The following is a 15,089-nucleotide window of genomic DNA, read 5'->3' on the forward strand; positions in this document are numbered from 1 at the left end:
GGGTGTTTGCTGGTCGGGGTCTTTATTTTGGCGGGGCCCGGGGGCGGCCCCCCCGCGGGGCGCGCCGCTCGGGTGGGGGGGGGGCCCTCTACTCTGGACGCCATGGGTGAGCCACAGCCGATCCTCGATCCACTCACGCCCGCCGCCATCTTCCTGGTCGCCACCATCGACGAGGGCGGTGAGGCGACGGTCCGCGACCTGCTCGCCGATATCTCCGGCCTGCGCCGGTCCATCGGGTTCCGGGTGCCCGGCGAGGGACTGACCTGCGTCACCTCGATCGGCTCCGCGGCCTGGGACCGGCTCTTCGCCGGCCCCAAACCCGCTGAGCTGCACGAGTTCCCGGGATACAACGGACCCATCCACAGCGCGCCGGCCACGCCCGGCGACCTGCTCTTCCACATCAAGGGCGAGACCCAGGGCCCGTGCTTCGAGCTGGCCATGGTGATCGGTGAGCGGTTGCGTGGCGCGGCCACGATCGTGGACGAGACCGTCGGCTTCCGCTATTTCGAACAGCGCGATCTGCTCGGCTTCGTCGACGGCACCGAGAATCCCGAGGGCAAGGCCGCGGCCTCGGCGGCCCTGATCGGCGACGAGGACCCCGAATTCACCGGCGGCAGCTACGTCATCGTGCAGAAGTACACCCACCCGCTCGACCAGTGGAACGCGCTGTCGATCGAGGAGCAGGAGCGGGTGATCGGCCGCACCAAACTCGCCGACTACGAACTGCCCGACGACGTGAAGCCGGCCGATTCGCACGTCGCGGTCAACACCCTCGTCGACCCCGACGGCACCGAGCGCCAGATCATGCGCGCCAACATGCCCTTCGGCACCATCGGCACCGGCGAGTTCGGCACCTACTACATCGCCTACGCCGCCACGCCGAGCGTCACCGAGCGCATGCTCGAGCGCATGTTCCTCGGTACCGAGGAGGCCGCCTACGACCGCATCCTGGACTTCTCCTTCGCGGTCACCGGCACCCTGTTCTTCACCCCCACCGTCGATTTCCTCGACGACCTGCCCGAGGCACCCGAATCCGTCGCCACCGAAGAAGAGTCCGATTCCCTGCCCGAATTCGCCCCGGTGGAGCAGGCGAACGCCGCGGCGGCCGACTCCGACGGCTCACTCGCCATCGGCACGATGAAAAGGAGTATCTGAATGAACAACCTGCATCGCGAACTCGCGCCGATCAGCGGCGAGGCCTGGGCCCAGATCGAAGAGGAGGCCACCCGCACGTTCAAGCGCAATATCGCGGGCCGTCGCGTCGTCGATCTGTCGGGCCCGCACGGCGTCGCCTTCTCGGCGCTCAACCGCGGCAGGCTCACCTCGATCTCCTCGCCGGACGAGGGCGTCGTGGCCCATCAGCGGGTGGTACAGCCGCTGGTCGAACTCCGCGTGCCGTTCACGCTGAAGCGCTCCGAACTCGACGACATCGAGCGCGGCGCGCCCGACGCCGATCTGGACAACCTCAAGGACGCGGCGCAGAAGATCGCCTTCGCCGAGGACCGCGCGATCTTCGAGAGCTACGCGGCCGCGGGCATCACCGGTATCCGCGCCGCGGCGTCCAACGAACCGGTCGAGCTGCCGAGCAATGTCGTCGACATTCCCGACGCCATCTCGCACGCGCTCACCGGCCTGCGCCTGGCCGGTGTGCAGGGCCCGTATTCGGTGGTGCTCAGCGCCGAGCTGTACACCCAGGTCAGTGAGACCTCCGACCACGGCCACCCGATCCGCACCCACATCGAGCGGCTGATCGACGGGGAGATCATCTGGGCCCCCGCGATCACGGGCGGTTTCGCGCTCACCACCCGCGGCGGCGATTTCGAGCTCGCGGTGGGGCAGGACCTGTCGATCGGCTACCTCAGCCACGACGCCGACACCGTGCGGCTGTACTTCCAGGAGACCTTCACCTTCCTGGTGTCGACCTCCGAGGCGGCGGTCTCGCTCGGGTCGTGAACGTTAAGGTGGGCCGCGAGTCGTCGAGAAGGAGGTACGCATGGCCACCGTGCGCGCCGGTGTCGTGCCCGCTGCCCGCAGCCTGTTCTACTGCCTGATCGGCGTGCTGGTCACCACGGGCATCGTCGGGTTGTTCCTGGCGATGTTCGGGGTGAACCGAGTGGTCACCGGGATCCTGGTCGGCGCGATCGCGGGTGTCGCGGCCGGCGTGGCGCTGTTCGTGCGCGATGTCGTCGAGCTCACCGAGCACGCCATCTACGCCAGGACCCCGTTCCGGGCCACGACCGTGCCGTGGGACCGCGTCGTCGCGGGCCGCTTCACCCTCGACGATCGTTCCCGCTGGTCCCTCGCCCTCGACCTGACCGGCGAGGGTTCCGACGAACTCGTCCTGCTCTCGATTCCCCCGGTGGTGCGCCCGGTATCGGGCGCCTACGACATGCGCAAACGCGAACAGGTGAGCGAGATCCGGGAAATGCTGCGCGCCAAGCGAATCCCGATCACCGTGCTCCCGGAGATCGCGGGCGCGCTGAACCAGCATTGGCAGATCGCCCCACCCACGTCACGCTGAGACCCGCCGCACGCTCGACTCCACCCGGAAACCACGCCGGTAGTCGGAGGGCGACACCCCGAGCCGAGCGATGAAACTCCGGCGCAGCGCCTCGGCGCTGGCGAACCCGGCCGCGGCGGCCGCGCTGCTCACCGAGCTGCCCGCCTCCAGCGCGGCGCGGGCCAGATCGAAGCGCACGCCTGCCGCGTATTCGGCCGGGCTCAGGCCCACCTCCTCGGCGAAGAGCCGGGTGAGGTGACGCGGGCTCACGTTCACGTACCGCGCGAAGTCCCGCACGCTGTAGCGCTTCGCCGGGTCCGTGGCGATCAGATCGGTCACCGCGCGCACCGGGCTCGGCGGCAACGCGGCCGCGCGCAGCGGTGTGGAGAACTGTGTCTGGCCGCCGGAGCGCTGCAGGTAGACCAGCAGACCCTGGGCGACCTGACGCGCGACTGAGCCACCGAGATCCTCGGCCACCAGCGCGAGCGCGAGATCGATCCCCGCGGCCACGCCCGCCGACGTCGCGATATCGCTGTCCCGCACGAAGATCCGGTCCGCCTGCACGTCGACGCGCGGATACCGGCGCGCGAGCTCGGGCGCGAACTTCCAGTGCGTGGTCGCGCTGCGACCGTCCAGCATGCCCAGTTCGGCGAGCACGAAGGCACCGCTGCAGATCGAGACGACCCGCCGACTGCGCGCCGCGAGCAGACGCGCGGACTCGACCAGATCCGGCCGGACGAACTCGCCGGGAGCCACTTCGCTGCCCGGCACGACGAGCGTGTCCAACGGGGGTGCGTCGGCCGCTGCCGCCGTCACGGCAACCCCTGGGCCCACCGAGCTGTGGACGGGCGAACCGGTCGGCGAGAACAGCATCACCTCGTAGGCGTCGGCGAATTGGTTGGCCTCGATGAAGACCTCCGCCGGACCCACATAGTCGAGCGCCTTGACCCCGTCGAACAGGAGAAACCCGATACGCCGTGTCGCACTTGATGCGGTGTGGCGGAAACGATCCGGGGTCGCAGACATGCCGCCGAATCTACTGCTTGTCCGAATTGGCGGGATGCACGGCCGTTCCGGTAGGCGACAGCCGGCGCGCGCCCGACAACTATGGGCAACCTATCCGTTCGCCGCCTTTCGACAGGAGCGCCATGTCCTACTTCACCACCTCCGACGGCACCGAGATCTACTACTCCGATTGGGGCACCGGCCGACCTGTCGTCTTCAGCCACGGCTGGCCGCTGAGCTCCGACGCGTGGGCGCTCGAGCGCAAGACCCTGGCCGACGCCGGTTACCGCGTCATCGCCCACGACCGCCGCGGTCACGGTCGCTCGGCGCAGCCGTGGCAGGGCAACGACATGGACACCTACGCACGCGACCTCGCCGAGCTGGTCGAAGCGCTCGACCTGCGCGATGTCGTCGTGATCGGGCACTCGACCGGGGGCGGCGAGGTCGTTCGCTATGCCGCGCGGCACGGCGGTGACCGGGTGGCCAAGGTCGTCACCATCGGCGCCGTGCCGCCGGTCATGGTCGCGTCCGAAGCCAACCCGGAGGGGCTGCCGATCGAGGTGTTCGACAACATCCGCGCCGGCGTGCTGGCCGACCGCTCGAACTTCTACCAGGAGCTCGCGCCGTCGTTCTTCGGCTTCAACCGCGACGGCGCCACGGTCTCGAAGGGCGCGCAGGACGACTTCTGGCGCCAGGGCATGCTCGCGGGGATCCAGGCCGCCTACGAGTGTGTCGCCGCGTTCTCGGCGACCGACTTCACCGAGGATCTACGGGCGCTCGCGGTCCCGATCTTCATCGCCCACGGTGACGACGACCAGATCGTGCCGATCGCGGATTCGGCGCTGAAGTCGATCGAGCTCGTCAAGGACGGGACCCTCAAGGTGTACCCGGGTGCCCCGCACGGCATCTTCGGCGCCTATCAGCGGGAACTCATCACCGACATTCTCGCGTTCATCGCAGACTGAGCGCACGGCGGCGCTGCTCAGGCGGATTCGGGGATCTCCCCCACGCGCGTGAGCAGCGCCTCGGCGTCGGCACGGATCGTGGCGAGGTCGTCGGGGTGACCGACGATGCGCATGATCGCGTCCGGGATCAGGTGCTCGGTGTCGGCGTCGGCGGATCCGGCGTCGGAGCGGATGCCGATCACGGTCTCGACCAGCCGGAACGGCAGGATTCGCGCGTCGTCGGAGCGACCCGCCGCCGTGGCGGATTCGGCGGCCAGGCGTTCGTAGTGCTCGCGCAGGTCGTCGCGGTGGCGGCGGAAGGCGGCGAAGCGTTCGGTGCGCAGCTCGGGCAGCAGGTAGAGCGCGCCGAGGTTCCAGCGGGCGGTGCGGAGCTGGCGGACGTCGAACAGGGCGAGGGCGTAGAGCTTGGTGACGGCGGCCTCGGGCTCGCCGGTCATGCGGTGCGCCAGGGCGGCCGGGCCCGCGATGGTCTGGGCCAGCAACGCGTCGAGGATGTCGTCCTTGGCGGCGAAGTGGTGATACAGCGATGCCTGCCTGATGCCGACGGCGTCGGCGACCGCGCGGGTGGAGGTGTTGGCGTAGCCCTTGGTGGTGAACAGTTCCGCCGCCGCGTCGAGGATCTCCGCGCGCGGCGTGGTCCCCTGCCTGCGCCGCTGTGTCAGCCGGGGACGCCCGGGCCCGAGATTCGCCACGCCCCGATTCTGTCATCGGCCCCCGACCAGGCCGGAAGCGGGCGGCTCACCAGCGACGATGCCGGACGGTCGAATTCCTGTCACTTGATAGAAACGTCGGCAACGCAGAAGTTACCGCAGGCCCCACACTCGATACACGCAGGACACCGTTCGAGCGATCGCGAGCGCAAAACTATCGACTGATAGATATTTGGCCGCACCGCCGAAGGACACCGACATGGCCGCGACTCTCGATTCCCCCGCCGCTCCACCCGAAACCGCCCGCGACAGCGCCGATCTGGCGGCCTTCGGCTACCAACCGGTCCTGCATCGCAAACTGGGACGCTACGCGTCGTTCGCGGCGGGCTTCTCGTTCGTCTCCATCCTCACCACGATCTTCCAGTTCTTCGGATTCGGCTATTCGTTCGGCGGCGCCGCGTTCTTCTGGACGTGGCCGCTGGTCTTCGCCGGGCAGTTCCTGGTCGCGCTGAACTTCGCCGAACTGGCTGCCCGGTACCCGATCTCGGGCTGCATCTATCAGTGGTCACGCCGCCTGGCGGGCGGGCTGATCGGCTGGTTCGCCGGGTGGATGATGGTGATCGCGCAGATCGTGACCGCCGCCGCGGCGGCCATCGCCCTGCAGGTGGTGCTGCCGACGATCTGGAGCGGATTCCAGATCATCGGCACCGACACCGCGCTCACCTCCCGCGACGGCGCGATGAACGCGGTCCTGCTCGGCAGCCTGCTGCTGGTGGTGACCACCACGATCAATGTGATCGGCATCGACCTGATGGCGCGGATCAATTCCATCGGCGTCACCATCGAGATCATCGGCGTGCTGGCGATCATCGCGCTGTTCTTCACCGGCGCCGAACGCGGACCCGACGTGGTACTGAACACCGAGCAGGCCTCGCCCGGCCCGTACTGGGCGGCGTTCCTTGTCTCCGGCCTGATGGCCGCGTACGTGATGGTCGGATTCGATTCCGCCGGTGAGCTTTCCGAGGAGACCAAGAATCCGCGCCGGGTGGCGCCGCGCACCATCCTGCTGGCGCTGTCGGTGTCGGCGCTGGGTGGTGGGCTCATGCTGATCGGCGCGCTGATGGCGGCGCCCAGCCTGTCGGATGGCGAATTGGCCTCCGGTGGACTGGCTTACGTGATCATGGCGAAGCTGAACAGCCCGGCCGGTTCGGTGCTGCTCGGCTGCGTCGCGGTGGCGGTCATCGTGTGCACGCTGGCCATCCAGACCGCGGGCTCGCGCCTGCTGTTCTCGATGGCCCGTGACGGCAAGCTGCCGTTCGCGAAGGCGCTCGCGACCGTGCATCCCCGGTTCGGCACCCCGGTGTGGCCCGCCGTCGTGATCGGCGCGCTCGGTATCGGGCTGCTCGTGCTCAACCTGGGCAACCCGGCCATCTTCGCCACGCTGGCCAGTGTCTGCATCGTGAGCCTGTACCTGGCGTATCTGCTGGTCACCGTGCCGCTGCTGGTGCGAAGGATGCAGGGCCTGCCCGCGCCGGAGGACGCCTCGCTGTTCACCCTCGGCCGCTGGGGCATTCCGATCAACGCCCTCGCCGTGGTGTGGGGCATCGCGATGGTGATCAACCTGGCCTGGCCGCGCCCGGAGGTGTACACCCCCGCGGGCGGGAGCTGGTGGCAGCTGTGGGCGGGCCCCCTGTCGGTCGCGGTGATTCTCACCGCGGGCGCGATCGTCTACCGCTTCGTGGTCGCCCGGCCGCGCGTCACCGAACCGGCCGCCCTGGAGCCCGCCGCGGTATGAGGCCGACGCGGGGGCGCACCAGGGCGCCCCCGCCCAGGTCACCGAAGCCGCCGCGACCGACCGCTCGGTCGCCTTCCCGACCCCACGCCACCGAATCCGCCCGGCCGGACGCATCCAGTTCGCGCCTGAGCGGGGAATCGTCCCGTCACCAACTCGCCGAGGAGTCACCGATGACGAGTACCCAGTCCACCGATGGCGCTCGCGCCCACGCGCGTGCCCAAGCCGCGGCCGCCACGGTCGTCGGCCCCGACAGCCCGGCCGATGTCGATCCCGCCGCGATCGTGTTCGCACGACGGATACCCGCGGGCGGCTACGCGAACGTGGTGCTGGGACGCGGCACCCGGGTGCGACTGGCCGATCCCGCCGGTACCACCTGCGCGCACCTGTTCCTGCTGCGGGCCGAATCGCCCTGGGAACGCCTGAATGTCGCCGACACCGTGAAGGTGCCGTGGCAGGCGTACCTGGGCGTCGGTCATCCACTGCTCTCGGATCAGGGCCGGGTCCTGGCGACGGTGGTGGCCGACTCGGCCGACCGGCACGACGCCCTGTGCGGGCCGACGGCCGCCGGTCGCCGTCAACTGCATCTCGCCGGCGCCAAGCAGGGTCTGACGCCGCGCGATATCGGTCCGTCGATCGGGTTGTTCCGCGGCGTCCGGGTGGAGCCGGACGGCACGCTCTCCCCCACCGGCAACGCCCCCGGCGGCGCCGCCCTCGACCTGCTGATCCACCTGCCGGTGACGCTCCTGGTCGCCAACGCGGCGCATCCGCTCGACGACCGGCCCACCGGCGACCTCGACGTGCTCGCCTGGTCGGCGCCCACCGAGCGCGCCGCCAATGACGATCCCGAATACCGACGCGCACTGGACAACACCGAAGCCGCCTGGGCGGCCGCGCAGACCACGGAGGTTCTGGCATGACCACGGCGAGCACCCGCACCGTCGTCCTCGACGAGACCGTCCCCGCCAACGCGCCGTGGTCGGCGATCGTGCGCGCGGGCGATCAGCTCGAGATCATCGACCTGCACGGCAACCAGGCCGTCGACTGCCTGCTCTATTCGGCCGCCGACCACACCGACCGCTACAGCGCCCAGGCCACGATCGCCGCCCAGCGCAATATCTTCCTCACCACCGGCAGCGTGTTGCGCACCGAGGCGGGCACGCCGTTGATGACGGTCGTCGCCGACGAGGTCGGCAATCACGACACCATCGCCGGCGCCTGCTCCCAGGAATCGAACACCCTGCGCTACGGCCACCACACCCGCCACCAGCACGCCTGCGTCGAGAACTTCCTCACCGCCGCGCTCGAATGGGGTTTGGGCAAGCCGGATCTCGTGTCGAACATCAACTGGTTCATGAACGTGCCGGTGGAAGCCGACGGCACGCTCGGCATCGTCGACGGGTTGTCCGCGCCGGGCAAGAAGGTCACCCTGCGCGCCGAGATCGACACCCTTGTACTGGTCTCCAACTGCCCGCAGATCAACAACCCGTGCAACGGTTTCGACCCGACGCCCGTGCGCATGGTGGTGACCCGATGAGCCTCGTGAACTCACCCGTCATCGACACGGTCCTGCCGGACGGCCGATCGGACTCGACGGCCGCCCTCCCGCAGCCCGCTCCCGGCGTCGATCGCACGCCGGTCGGTTCGGCCGCTCCCGACGTGCCTGCCATGGCCTCGGCCGAGTCGGTGACGGCGGTCGAGGCCCCCCGCCCCGTCGATACCCCGATGGGCGCTGTCCCCGCCCGTTCCATCGAGGTCACGAGCCCGGGCATGCAGACGACCGTGCAGGACTGGCCGGGACGCATCGGCTACTGGCACATCGGCGTTCCGCCCTCGGGCCCGATGGACGATCTGTCGTTCCGCCTGGGCAACCGGATACTCGGGAACCCGGAGGGCGCGGCGGGACTCGAGTGCACGCTGGGCGGTCCGACGCTGCGGTTCGGCGAGTCGACCTGGGTGTGCGTCACCGGCGCGGTCGCCGACGTGCGCGTGGACGGCGTTCCGGTGGAGCAGTGGCGCACCGTCGAGGTTCCGGCCGGCGGCGTCCTCGAGGTGGGCGCGATCCGCGGGCCGGGTATGCGTACCTACATCCTCGTCTCCGGCGGCATCGACGTCGCGCGGTTCCTCGGCAGCGCGGCCACTTTCACGCTGGGCAAGTTCGGTGGCGGCACGGGTGCGGCGCTGCGCGCGGGCGACGCGCTGACGCTCGGCGCACCGACGACCCGCCTGGCCGCCGCCGTGCCGATGGCCGATATCCCGGCCTTCGGCCACCGCTGGGAGCTCGCGGTGACCGAGGGACCGCACGGCGCGCCGGAGTTCTTCACCCGCGCGGACTTCGACACGATCGTCGGCACCGACTACGAGGTCCACTTCAATTCCGATCGCACCGGTGTCCGGCTGATCGGGCCGAAGCCGGAGTGGGCGCGCACCGATGGCGGGGAGGCGGGCCTACACCCGTCGAACATCCACGACAACGCCTATTCGATCGGCGCGCTCGACTTCACCGGTGACACCCCGATCCTGCTCGGCCCCGACGGCCCCAGCCTGGGCGGATTCGTCTGCCCGGTGACGGTGGTCGCGGCCGACCGCTGGAAGCTGGGGCAGCTCGCCCCTGGCGACAAGGTCCGGTTCGTCCCCGTCCGGTCCGAACACGCCGCTCCCGCGGCCGAACTGGGCCCACGGCGGCGCGCGTCGTTCGGCACCGTGCTGTCCGCGGGCCGTGACGCCGACGACGGCATCCTGCGCCGCACCGCGGTCGACGACGAAACCGGCGTCACCTACCGCAGGCAGGGCGACGACGGTGTGCTCGTCGAATACGGCACGCTCACCCTGGATCTCGGCCTCCGCGCTCGCGTGCACGCCCTCCACCAGCACCTGATCGCCCTGGGCCTGCGCGGCGTCGTCGAACTCACGCCGGGCATCCGGTCCCTGCAGGTCCGCGTCGACCCAGCAGTCCTCCCGATTCGTCAGCTGCTCGATCTGCTCGCCGAAGCCGAAGCGCAACTGCCGGATTCCGCGCAGCTGGTGGTCCCGAGCCGGACGGTCCATTTGCCGCTGTCCTGGGACGACCCGTCCACGCGCGAGGCGATCACCCGCTACATGCACGGCGTCCGCGCCGACGCCCCGTGGTGTCCGTGGAACATCGAGTTCATCCGCCGCATGAACGGCCTCGGCTCGGTCGAGGACGTCTACCGCACGGTGTTCGACGCCGAGTACCTCGTCCTCGGCCTCGGTGACGTCTACCTCGGCGCACCCGTCGCCACCCCGACCGATCCCCGCCATCGCCTCGTCACCACCAAATACAATCCGGCGCGGACCTGGACTCCGGAGAACGCCGTCGGCATCGGCGGCGCCTACCTGTGCATCTACGGCATGGAAGGCCCCGGCGGCTACCAGTTCGTCGGCCGCACCACGCAGGTGTGGAACCACCGCGCCAGGCCGGCCGGCACCGCGGGCCCCGGCGTCGACCGCTTCCGCACCGACGCGGAAACCCCTTGGCTCCTGCGCTATTTCGACCGCATCCGCTGGCACCCGGTTGAGCCCGACGAACTCCTCGACCTGCGCGCCGATTTCGCGGCGGGCAAGGTCGACATCACCACCGAGGACGGCGAATTCCGCCTCGCCGACTACCGCCGCTTCCTCACCGACAACGCCACCTCCATCGCCGACTTCCGCGCCGTCCAGGCCGAGGCCTTCGCCGCCGAGCGCCAATCCTGGCGTACCGCGGGCGAACTCACGGACTGAGCCAGGACGTCACGGCGCGACGGCCGCCACCGCCTCGATCTCGATGAGCGCGCCTTCGACGGCGAGGCCGGAGACGAAAGCGAAGGTGATCGCGGGCGGGTTCGGCATGTGGCCCCAGGAGGCGCCGAAGGCGGCGAAGCCTTCCTGAAGGCTCTGCCCCTCCTTGATCAGGAGGTTCCACTTGACCACGTCGCCGGGTTCGGCGCCCGCGGCGGCAAGGCAGGCGCGCAGGTTGTCGAGAGTTTGTTTCACCTGGGAAGCGAGGTCGGGGCCGACGACGCGTCCGGTGGCGTCGACACCGTTCTGGCCGCCGATGTACACCAGGTCGGCGCCGGCCGGAACCCGGACCACCTGGGAGAAGGCCGGGTTGGTGTGCAGGGATTCGGGATTGAGGTAGGTCGCGATTGCCATGCGACTACGGTAACCAGTTAAACTGGTGTCATGCAAGGGCGAAAATCTCTCCCCCCGGCGGTCCGGCGGCGGTTCCAGACCGGCCGCGTCTCGCTCGACCTCGTACACACCGGCGGTGAGGGCGAGCTGGCGGTGTGGGAGATCGTGCACACGGCCGAGGACCTGGGCCACTGGCTCGGCGTCATCCTCGAGCTGCCCGATCTGGCAGCCGACGACGCCGACCTCGCCGCGTTCCACCGCCTCCGCAACGCCCTCTCCCGCGCCGCCTTCGGCGCGGCGGCGGGTAAGCCGTTGACGCCCAGCGACATCGACGCGATCAACGCGGCCGCGGCGGAACCACCCCTGGTCCCCCACCTGAACCCCGACGGCACCCGCGACTATCCCGCCGCTACCGCCGGGGCCGCCCTCGCCACCCTCGCCCGCGACGCCATCGACCTGTTCGCGAGTCCGCTGGCCGCCCGCATCCGCGTCTGCGCCTCGGAGACCTGCGGGCTCCTGTTCGTCGACGCGTCCCGGCCGGGCCGGCGCCGCTGGTGCTCGATGGACCGCTGCGGCAATATCGCCAAGGTCCGCAAGTACCGCGAGGCCTAGCGCCTCAGGACGACTCGGCGATCGCGGTCGCCGACGGATTGGTGGCGTCGCGGATGACCCGGAGCCCGGTGACCAGTCCGTCGAGCTGCTCGGGAGTCAACAGTCCGGTGAGCCAGCGCTCCAGCGCCTCGAGGTAGTCGGGGAGCACTTCTTCGAGCCGCTGGGCACCCGCGTCGGTCAGCGCCGCGTAGGAACTGCGCCGGTCGGCGGGGTCGAGCACGCGCTCGACCAGGCCCGCCGTGGCCAGCCGGTCGACCAGCCGGGTGACGCCACTGGTGGACAGCTCGGTCTGCGCGGCCAGATCGGACATACGCAGCCGCTGTCGCGGTGACCGACTCAAACGCAGCAACGCGTTCAGATCGAGCCCGGAGACGCCGTGCGCCTTCCAGGTCGGCTCGAGCTTGGCGATCAACCCGTTGTGGGCCTCGAAGAGCAGGCCGGAAATCGTCAGGCGGGGGTCGTCGAACAGGTCGGGCATGTCACTCACCCTAGCCGAAATTTGCTACGCGGATAGTTGACACGCGGAATACTGCGGCGTAGAACTATGTCAACGCAATATTCCGCACAGCAAATATCGGAGTGATCATGCAGGACCACACGTGGGTAGCCGGGTTCCGAACCGGGGTCATCGACCCGAACGAGCAGATCAAGCTCGCCGAATCGCGCGAGTTCAGCGACGAGACCGTGCGCCACGTCATCCACCTGGCCGGCGGCGGTGACGCGCTGCGCGTGCGGTTGACCAACCGCTACGGCACCGCTCCCCTGCGGATCGGGTCCGCCCGGATCGCGCGGCGCAAGGAGGGTTCGGCGCTCGTCGCCGACACCGATCACGCGATCACCGCGGGTGGCGCGGCCACGTTCACCATCGATCCGGGCGCCGAACTGGTGAGCGATCCGATCGACCTCGCGGTCACCGCGGGCGAGGATTTGCTGCTCAGCCTGTACCTGCCCACCGCGACCGGGCTCGCGACCTTCGCCCACCAGCCGGCCGAGATCGCCTATCTCGTCGACGGCGAGCACACGGCCGACGTGGAACTCCCTGACGCCCAGGAACTTCCGTTCCGTTTCTTCGTCACGGGGATCGACGTGCTGGCGACCGACGCACCACCGATCGCGGTGGCCTTCGGCGACTCCTGGTTCGAGGGTGTCGGCACCACGCTGAGCGCCAATCGGCGCTCGGTCGATGTGCTCAACTCCCGGCTCGCCCGTGGCTGGGTGGTCAACAACGGCATCGCGGGCAATCGCCTCACCGCCGAGCAGATCGGCGAATCCGGGCTCGGCCGTTTCGATTCCGACGCGCTGCGGGTGCCGGGCGTCACCGATGTCCTGGTCAACTTCGGCATCAACGATCTCATCCTCGGCGCGATGGGCGGTCAGCCGTCGGCGACCGCCGAGCAGCTGATCGCCGGATTCACCGAGCTCGCCACCCGCGCGCACGCCGCCGGGCTCCGCATCCACGCCGCGACCATCGGCCCGTACGCGGGCTGCGTCTACCCCGGCATGCCCCTGCTGGAGACCCAGCCGACCCGCCACTCCGTGAACGAATGGCTCCGCACCACCGAGGTTTTCGACTCGGTCTTCGATGTCGATCGCGCGGTCGCCGACCCGGCGCGCCCCGATCACATCCGTCCCGAGTTCGACAGCGGCGACGGCATGCACCTCAACGATGCCGGCGCCGCGGCCATGGCGGCCACCGTCGACCTCACCGCCCTGTTCGGCTGAGGGACACCACGCGACGGCCCGCGGCAGCATGCGCCGCGGGTCACGGCACCGTGAGGACGGTCTTTCCCGAGGCATGCCCGCGCGCGAAGGTCTCGACTGCGGTCGCGGTGTCGGACAGGGGGAATCGGCGTTCGATCACCGGGCGCAGCCGTCCCGCGGCCGCGAGTCCGGCGAGGTAGTCGAGATCGGCGGCCGTCGGACGCATGAGGAGCGGCTTCAGGGTCTGGCGGACGAACAGGTCGGCGAGAACGACCTGGCCGAGCCAGCGGACGGGGCCGAACCAGTTGTCACCGGGGGCCGCGGCGGAGGAGATGTAGATCCCGTCGGGAGTGAGGACGCGACGGTAGTCGCGGAGCGTGCGGTTGCCCGCCAGATCGAAGACGACGTCGTAAGCGCCGTCGGTGTGGGTGAAATCGTCGATGGTGTAGTCGATGACGGTGTCGGCACCGATGGCGCGAACCATGTCCACATGCCTGGTGCCGCAGACGGCGGTCACATCGGCGCCGAGCACCTTGGCCAGCTGTACCGCGAAGGTGCCGACGCCGCCCGACGCGCCGTTGATCAGAACCCGTTGACCCCGTGTGACTTCGCCGATGTCGCGCAGACCCTGCAACGCCGTCATTCCCGAATCGGGCAGGGCCGCGGCCGCGTCCATATCGAGGCCGTCGGGGATCGCGGCGAGGGATCCCACCGCGGCGCGGGCATATTCGGCGAACGCTCCGCCCGGCACCACCCCGAAAACACGGTCACCGATGCCGAACGTCGTCACCCCGGCGCCGACCGCCACGATCTCCCCCGCCAGATTCTGGCCGATCATCGGCCGCTTGGGCCTGCGTAGGCCGAAACCCAGGCGCAGCAGGTAGGGGGTGCCGTTGAGCAGGTGCAGATCGCCGCTGCACAGCGACGCCGCGCGCACCCGGACCACCACCTCCCCCGCCCCCGGTGCCGGGCGCGGCACCCGTGCGAGGCGTAGCACCTCACCGCCGCCGTAGCGCGGGGCGATCCAAGCGGTCATCGAAGTGGTGTCCAGTGGGTCAAGGACAGGGAGGAACGCCATGACGGCACGCGTCCCGCTCACCAGGGAGCGGGTCCTGCGCGCGGCCATCGACATCGCCGACCGGGACGGGCTCGACGCACTGTCGATGCGCAGGCTCGCCAAGGCCCTCGGCGTGGAGGCGATGTCGCTGTACAACCACGTCGCCAACAAGGACGACCTGCTCGACGGCATCGTCGACCTGGTCGTCGCCGAGATCCACGTCCCGGTGCCCGGTGGTGACTGGCGCGCCGAACTGCGCCACCGTGCCACCTCCGCGCACGAGGTCCTGCTCCGCCACCGCTGGGCCACCGGCCTGCTCGGATCGCGCGTCAATGTCGGCCCGGCCATGCTCCGCTACATCGACGCCACCCTCGGCTGCCTGATCGCCGCGGGCTTCACCTACGAACAGGCCGACCGCGCCTGGAACGCCCTGGACTCACACATCTACGGCTTCACCCTCCAAGCCATCAACTTCCCCCTCGACCCCACCGAATACGCCTCAGCCGCAACCCGTTTCCTCCGCCTGATTCCCCCGGAAACCCACCCCCACATGCACACCCTGACCACCCTGGTCATAGCCGGAACCCACACCGGCACCGCCGACTTCACCTTCGGCCTAGACCTGCTGCTTGACGGCCTGAGCGGCCTGCTCGCCTAGACTCCTACCAGACCA

The 15,089-nt window shown here is 69.8% G+C and carries 16 protein-coding genes; 11 read left to right on the top strand and 5 right to left on the bottom strand.

Annotated elements, in window-relative coordinates:
• The first annotated feature begins 102 nt into the window (after nt 1-102).
• From QH270_RS21685 to QH270_RS21695, 3 genes are read left to right on the top strand one after another with little or no spacing between them, the layout of a single operon-like run.
• Nucleotides 103-1,155: a Dyp-type peroxidase gene (locus tag QH270_RS21685; RefSeq protein WP_280345458.1), complete on the top strand. Its 1,053-nt coding sequence runs from the start codon at nt 103-105 to the stop codon at nt 1,153-1,155.
• Nucleotides 1,156-1,953 (top strand): family 1 encapsulin nanocompartment shell protein, encoded by a 798-nt coding sequence (locus QH270_RS21690; protein WP_280345460.1) that lies wholly within the window; start codon nt 1,156-1,158, stop codon nt 1,951-1,953. It abuts the gene before it with no gap.
• A 40-nt stretch (nt 1,954-1,993) separates the two neighbouring features.
• On the top strand, nt 1,994-2,521 hold the full coding sequence (locus QH270_RS21695) for a hypothetical protein (protein ID WP_280345462.1): 528 nt from the start codon (nt 1,994-1,996) through the stop codon (nt 2,519-2,521).
• On the opposite strand, the gene QH270_RS21700 is transcribed toward QH270_RS21695, so the two are convergent.
• Nucleotides 2,513-3,526, bottom strand: a complete 1,014-nt coding sequence (locus tag QH270_RS21700; RefSeq protein ID WP_280345465.1) for a GlxA family transcriptional regulator — start codon at nt 3,524-3,526, stop codon at nt 2,513-2,515. The two genes, QH270_RS21695 and QH270_RS21700, sit on opposite strands and share 9 nt — an antisense overlap.
• A gap of 122 nt (nt 3,527-3,648) precedes the next feature.
• On the opposite strand from QH270_RS21700, the gene QH270_RS21705 reads away from it, so the two are divergent.
• The gene (locus QH270_RS21705) at nt 3,649-4,470 is read left to right on the top strand and encodes an alpha/beta fold hydrolase (RefSeq protein WP_280345468.1); all 822 of its coding nucleotides are present in this window, start codon (nt 3,649-3,651) and stop codon (nt 4,468-4,470) included.
• Nucleotides 4,471-4,487: 17 nt separating this feature from the next.
• Here the strand turns inward: QH270_RS21705 and QH270_RS21710 are convergent, their stop codons facing one another.
• A complete protein-coding gene (locus QH270_RS21710) occupies nt 4,488-5,162 on the bottom strand; it encodes a TetR/AcrR family transcriptional regulator (RefSeq protein ID WP_280345471.1) in 675 nt (224 codons plus the stop codon).
• A gap of 217 nt (nt 5,163-5,379) precedes the next feature.
• Here QH270_RS21710 and QH270_RS21715 point away from each other — a divergent pair, with 217 nt between their 5' ends.
• From QH270_RS21715 to QH270_RS21730, 4 genes are all read left to right on the top strand, one after another.
• A complete protein-coding gene (locus tag QH270_RS21715) occupies nt 5,380-6,915 on the top strand; it encodes an amino acid permease (protein ID WP_280345473.1) in 1,536 nt (511 codons plus the stop codon).
• Between the two features lie 170 nt (nt 6,916-7,085).
• Nucleotides 7,086-7,832 (top strand): DUF1989 domain-containing protein, encoded by a 747-nt coding sequence (locus QH270_RS21720; protein WP_280345476.1) that lies wholly within the window; start codon nt 7,086-7,088, stop codon nt 7,830-7,832.
• The gene (locus QH270_RS21725) at nt 7,829-8,449 is read left to right on the top strand and encodes an urea amidolyase associated protein UAAP2 (RefSeq protein WP_280345478.1); all 621 of its coding nucleotides are present in this window, start codon (nt 7,829-7,831) and stop codon (nt 8,447-8,449) included. Before QH270_RS21720 ends, QH270_RS21725 begins: the two co-directional genes overlap by 4 nt.
• A 188-nt stretch (nt 8,450-8,637) precedes the next feature.
• The gene (locus QH270_RS21730) at nt 8,638-10,656 is read left to right on the top strand and encodes a 5-oxoprolinase/urea amidolyase family protein (protein ID WP_280345502.1); all 2,019 of its coding nucleotides are present in this window, start codon (nt 8,638-8,640) and stop codon (nt 10,654-10,656) included.
• Between the two features lie 9 nt (nt 10,657-10,665).
• On the opposite strand, the gene QH270_RS21735 is transcribed toward QH270_RS21730, so the two are convergent.
• The gene (locus tag QH270_RS21735) at nt 10,666-11,067 is read right to left on the bottom strand and encodes a RidA family protein (protein ID WP_280345481.1); all 402 of its coding nucleotides are present in this window, start codon (nt 11,065-11,067) and stop codon (nt 10,666-10,668) included.
• Nucleotides 11,068-11,097: 30 nt separating this feature from the next.
• Here QH270_RS21735 and QH270_RS21740 point away from each other — a divergent pair, with 30 nt between their 5' ends.
• Nucleotides 11,098-11,658, top strand: a complete 561-nt coding sequence (locus QH270_RS21740) for a CGNR zinc finger domain-containing protein (RefSeq protein ID WP_280345483.1) — start codon at nt 11,098-11,100, stop codon at nt 11,656-11,658.
• A gap of 4 nt (nt 11,659-11,662) precedes the next feature.
• Here QH270_RS21740 and QH270_RS21745 read toward each other — a convergent pair whose 3' ends face one another.
• Nucleotides 11,663-12,136, bottom strand: coding sequence for a MarR family winged helix-turn-helix transcriptional regulator (locus tag QH270_RS21745; RefSeq protein ID WP_280345485.1), 474 nt, complete (start codon nt 12,134-12,136; stop codon nt 11,663-11,665).
• A 107-nt stretch (nt 12,137-12,243) separates the two neighbouring features.
• Between QH270_RS21745 and QH270_RS21750 the strand changes: the two genes are divergently transcribed.
• Nucleotides 12,244-13,380, top strand: a complete 1,137-nt coding sequence (locus tag QH270_RS21750; RefSeq protein WP_280345488.1) for a GDSL-type esterase/lipase family protein — start codon at nt 12,244-12,246, stop codon at nt 13,378-13,380.
• A 40-nt stretch (nt 13,381-13,420) separates the two neighbouring features.
• Here the strand turns inward: QH270_RS21750 and QH270_RS21755 are convergent, their stop codons facing one another.
• Nucleotides 13,421-14,395, bottom strand: a complete 975-nt coding sequence (locus tag QH270_RS21755) for an NAD(P)-dependent alcohol dehydrogenase (protein ID WP_280345490.1) — start codon at nt 14,393-14,395, stop codon at nt 13,421-13,423.
• A 40-nt stretch (nt 14,396-14,435) separates the two neighbouring features.
• Between QH270_RS21755 and QH270_RS21760 the strand changes: the two genes are divergently transcribed.
• On the top strand, nt 14,436-15,074 hold the full coding sequence (locus QH270_RS21760) for a TetR/AcrR family transcriptional regulator C-terminal domain-containing protein (RefSeq protein WP_280345493.1): 639 nt from the start codon (nt 14,436-14,438) through the stop codon (nt 15,072-15,074).
• The last annotated feature ends 15 nt before the right edge of the window (nt 15,075-15,089 follow it).

This window comes from Nocardia neocaledoniensis (assembly GCF_029868625.1).
Taxonomy (GTDB): domain Bacteria; phylum Actinomycetota; class Actinomycetes; order Mycobacteriales; family Mycobacteriaceae; genus Nocardia; species Nocardia neocaledoniensis_A.

Bases quoted from the DNA above. Each gene is read 5' to 3' on its own strand.
- QH270_RS21700 (WP_280345465.1), bottom strand. From the start codon at position 3,526: ATGTCTGCGACCCCGGATCGTTTCCGCCACACCGCATCAAGTGCGACA.
- QH270_RS21705 (WP_280345468.1), top strand. From the start codon at position 3,649: ATGTCCTACTTCACCACCTCCGACGGCACCGAGATCTACTACTCCGAT.
- QH270_RS21695 (WP_280345462.1), top strand. From the start codon at position 1,994: ATGGCCACCGTGCGCGCCGGTGTCGTGCCCGCTGCCCGCAGCCTGTTC.
- QH270_RS21725 (WP_280345478.1), top strand. From the start codon at position 7,829: ATGACCACGGCGAGCACCCGCACCGTCGTCCTCGACGAGACCGTCCCC.
- QH270_RS21750 (WP_280345488.1), top strand. From the start codon at position 12,244: ATGCAGGACCACACGTGGGTAGCCGGGTTCCGAACCGGGGTCATCGAC.
- QH270_RS21740 (WP_280345483.1), top strand. From the start codon at position 11,098: ATGCAAGGGCGAAAATCTCTCCCCCCGGCGGTCCGGCGGCGGTTCCAG.
- QH270_RS21735 (WP_280345481.1), bottom strand. From the start codon at position 11,067: ATGGCAATCGCGACCTACCTCAATCCCGAATCCCTGCACACCAACCCG.
- QH270_RS21690 (WP_280345460.1), top strand. From the start codon at position 1,156: ATGAACAACCTGCATCGCGAACTCGCGCCGATCAGCGGCGAGGCCTGG.
- QH270_RS21745 (WP_280345485.1), bottom strand. From the start codon at position 12,136: ATGCCCGACCTGTTCGACGACCCCCGCCTGACGATTTCCGGCCTGCTC.
- QH270_RS21760 (WP_280345493.1), top strand. From the start codon at position 14,436: ATGACGGCACGCGTCCCGCTCACCAGGGAGCGGGTCCTGCGCGCGGCC.
- QH270_RS21685 (WP_280345458.1), top strand. From the start codon at position 103: ATGGGTGAGCCACAGCCGATCCTCGATCCACTCACGCCCGCCGCCATC.
- QH270_RS21715 (WP_280345473.1), top strand. From the start codon at position 5,380: ATGGCCGCGACTCTCGATTCCCCCGCCGCTCCACCCGAAACCGCCCGC.
- QH270_RS21730 (WP_280345502.1), top strand. From the start codon at position 8,638: ATGGGCGCTGTCCCCGCCCGTTCCATCGAGGTCACGAGCCCGGGCATG.
- QH270_RS21720 (WP_280345476.1), top strand. From the start codon at position 7,086: ATGACGAGTACCCAGTCCACCGATGGCGCTCGCGCCCACGCGCGTGCC.
- QH270_RS21755 (WP_280345490.1), bottom strand. From the start codon at position 14,395: ATGACCGCTTGGATCGCCCCGCGCTACGGCGGCGGTGAGGTGCTACGC.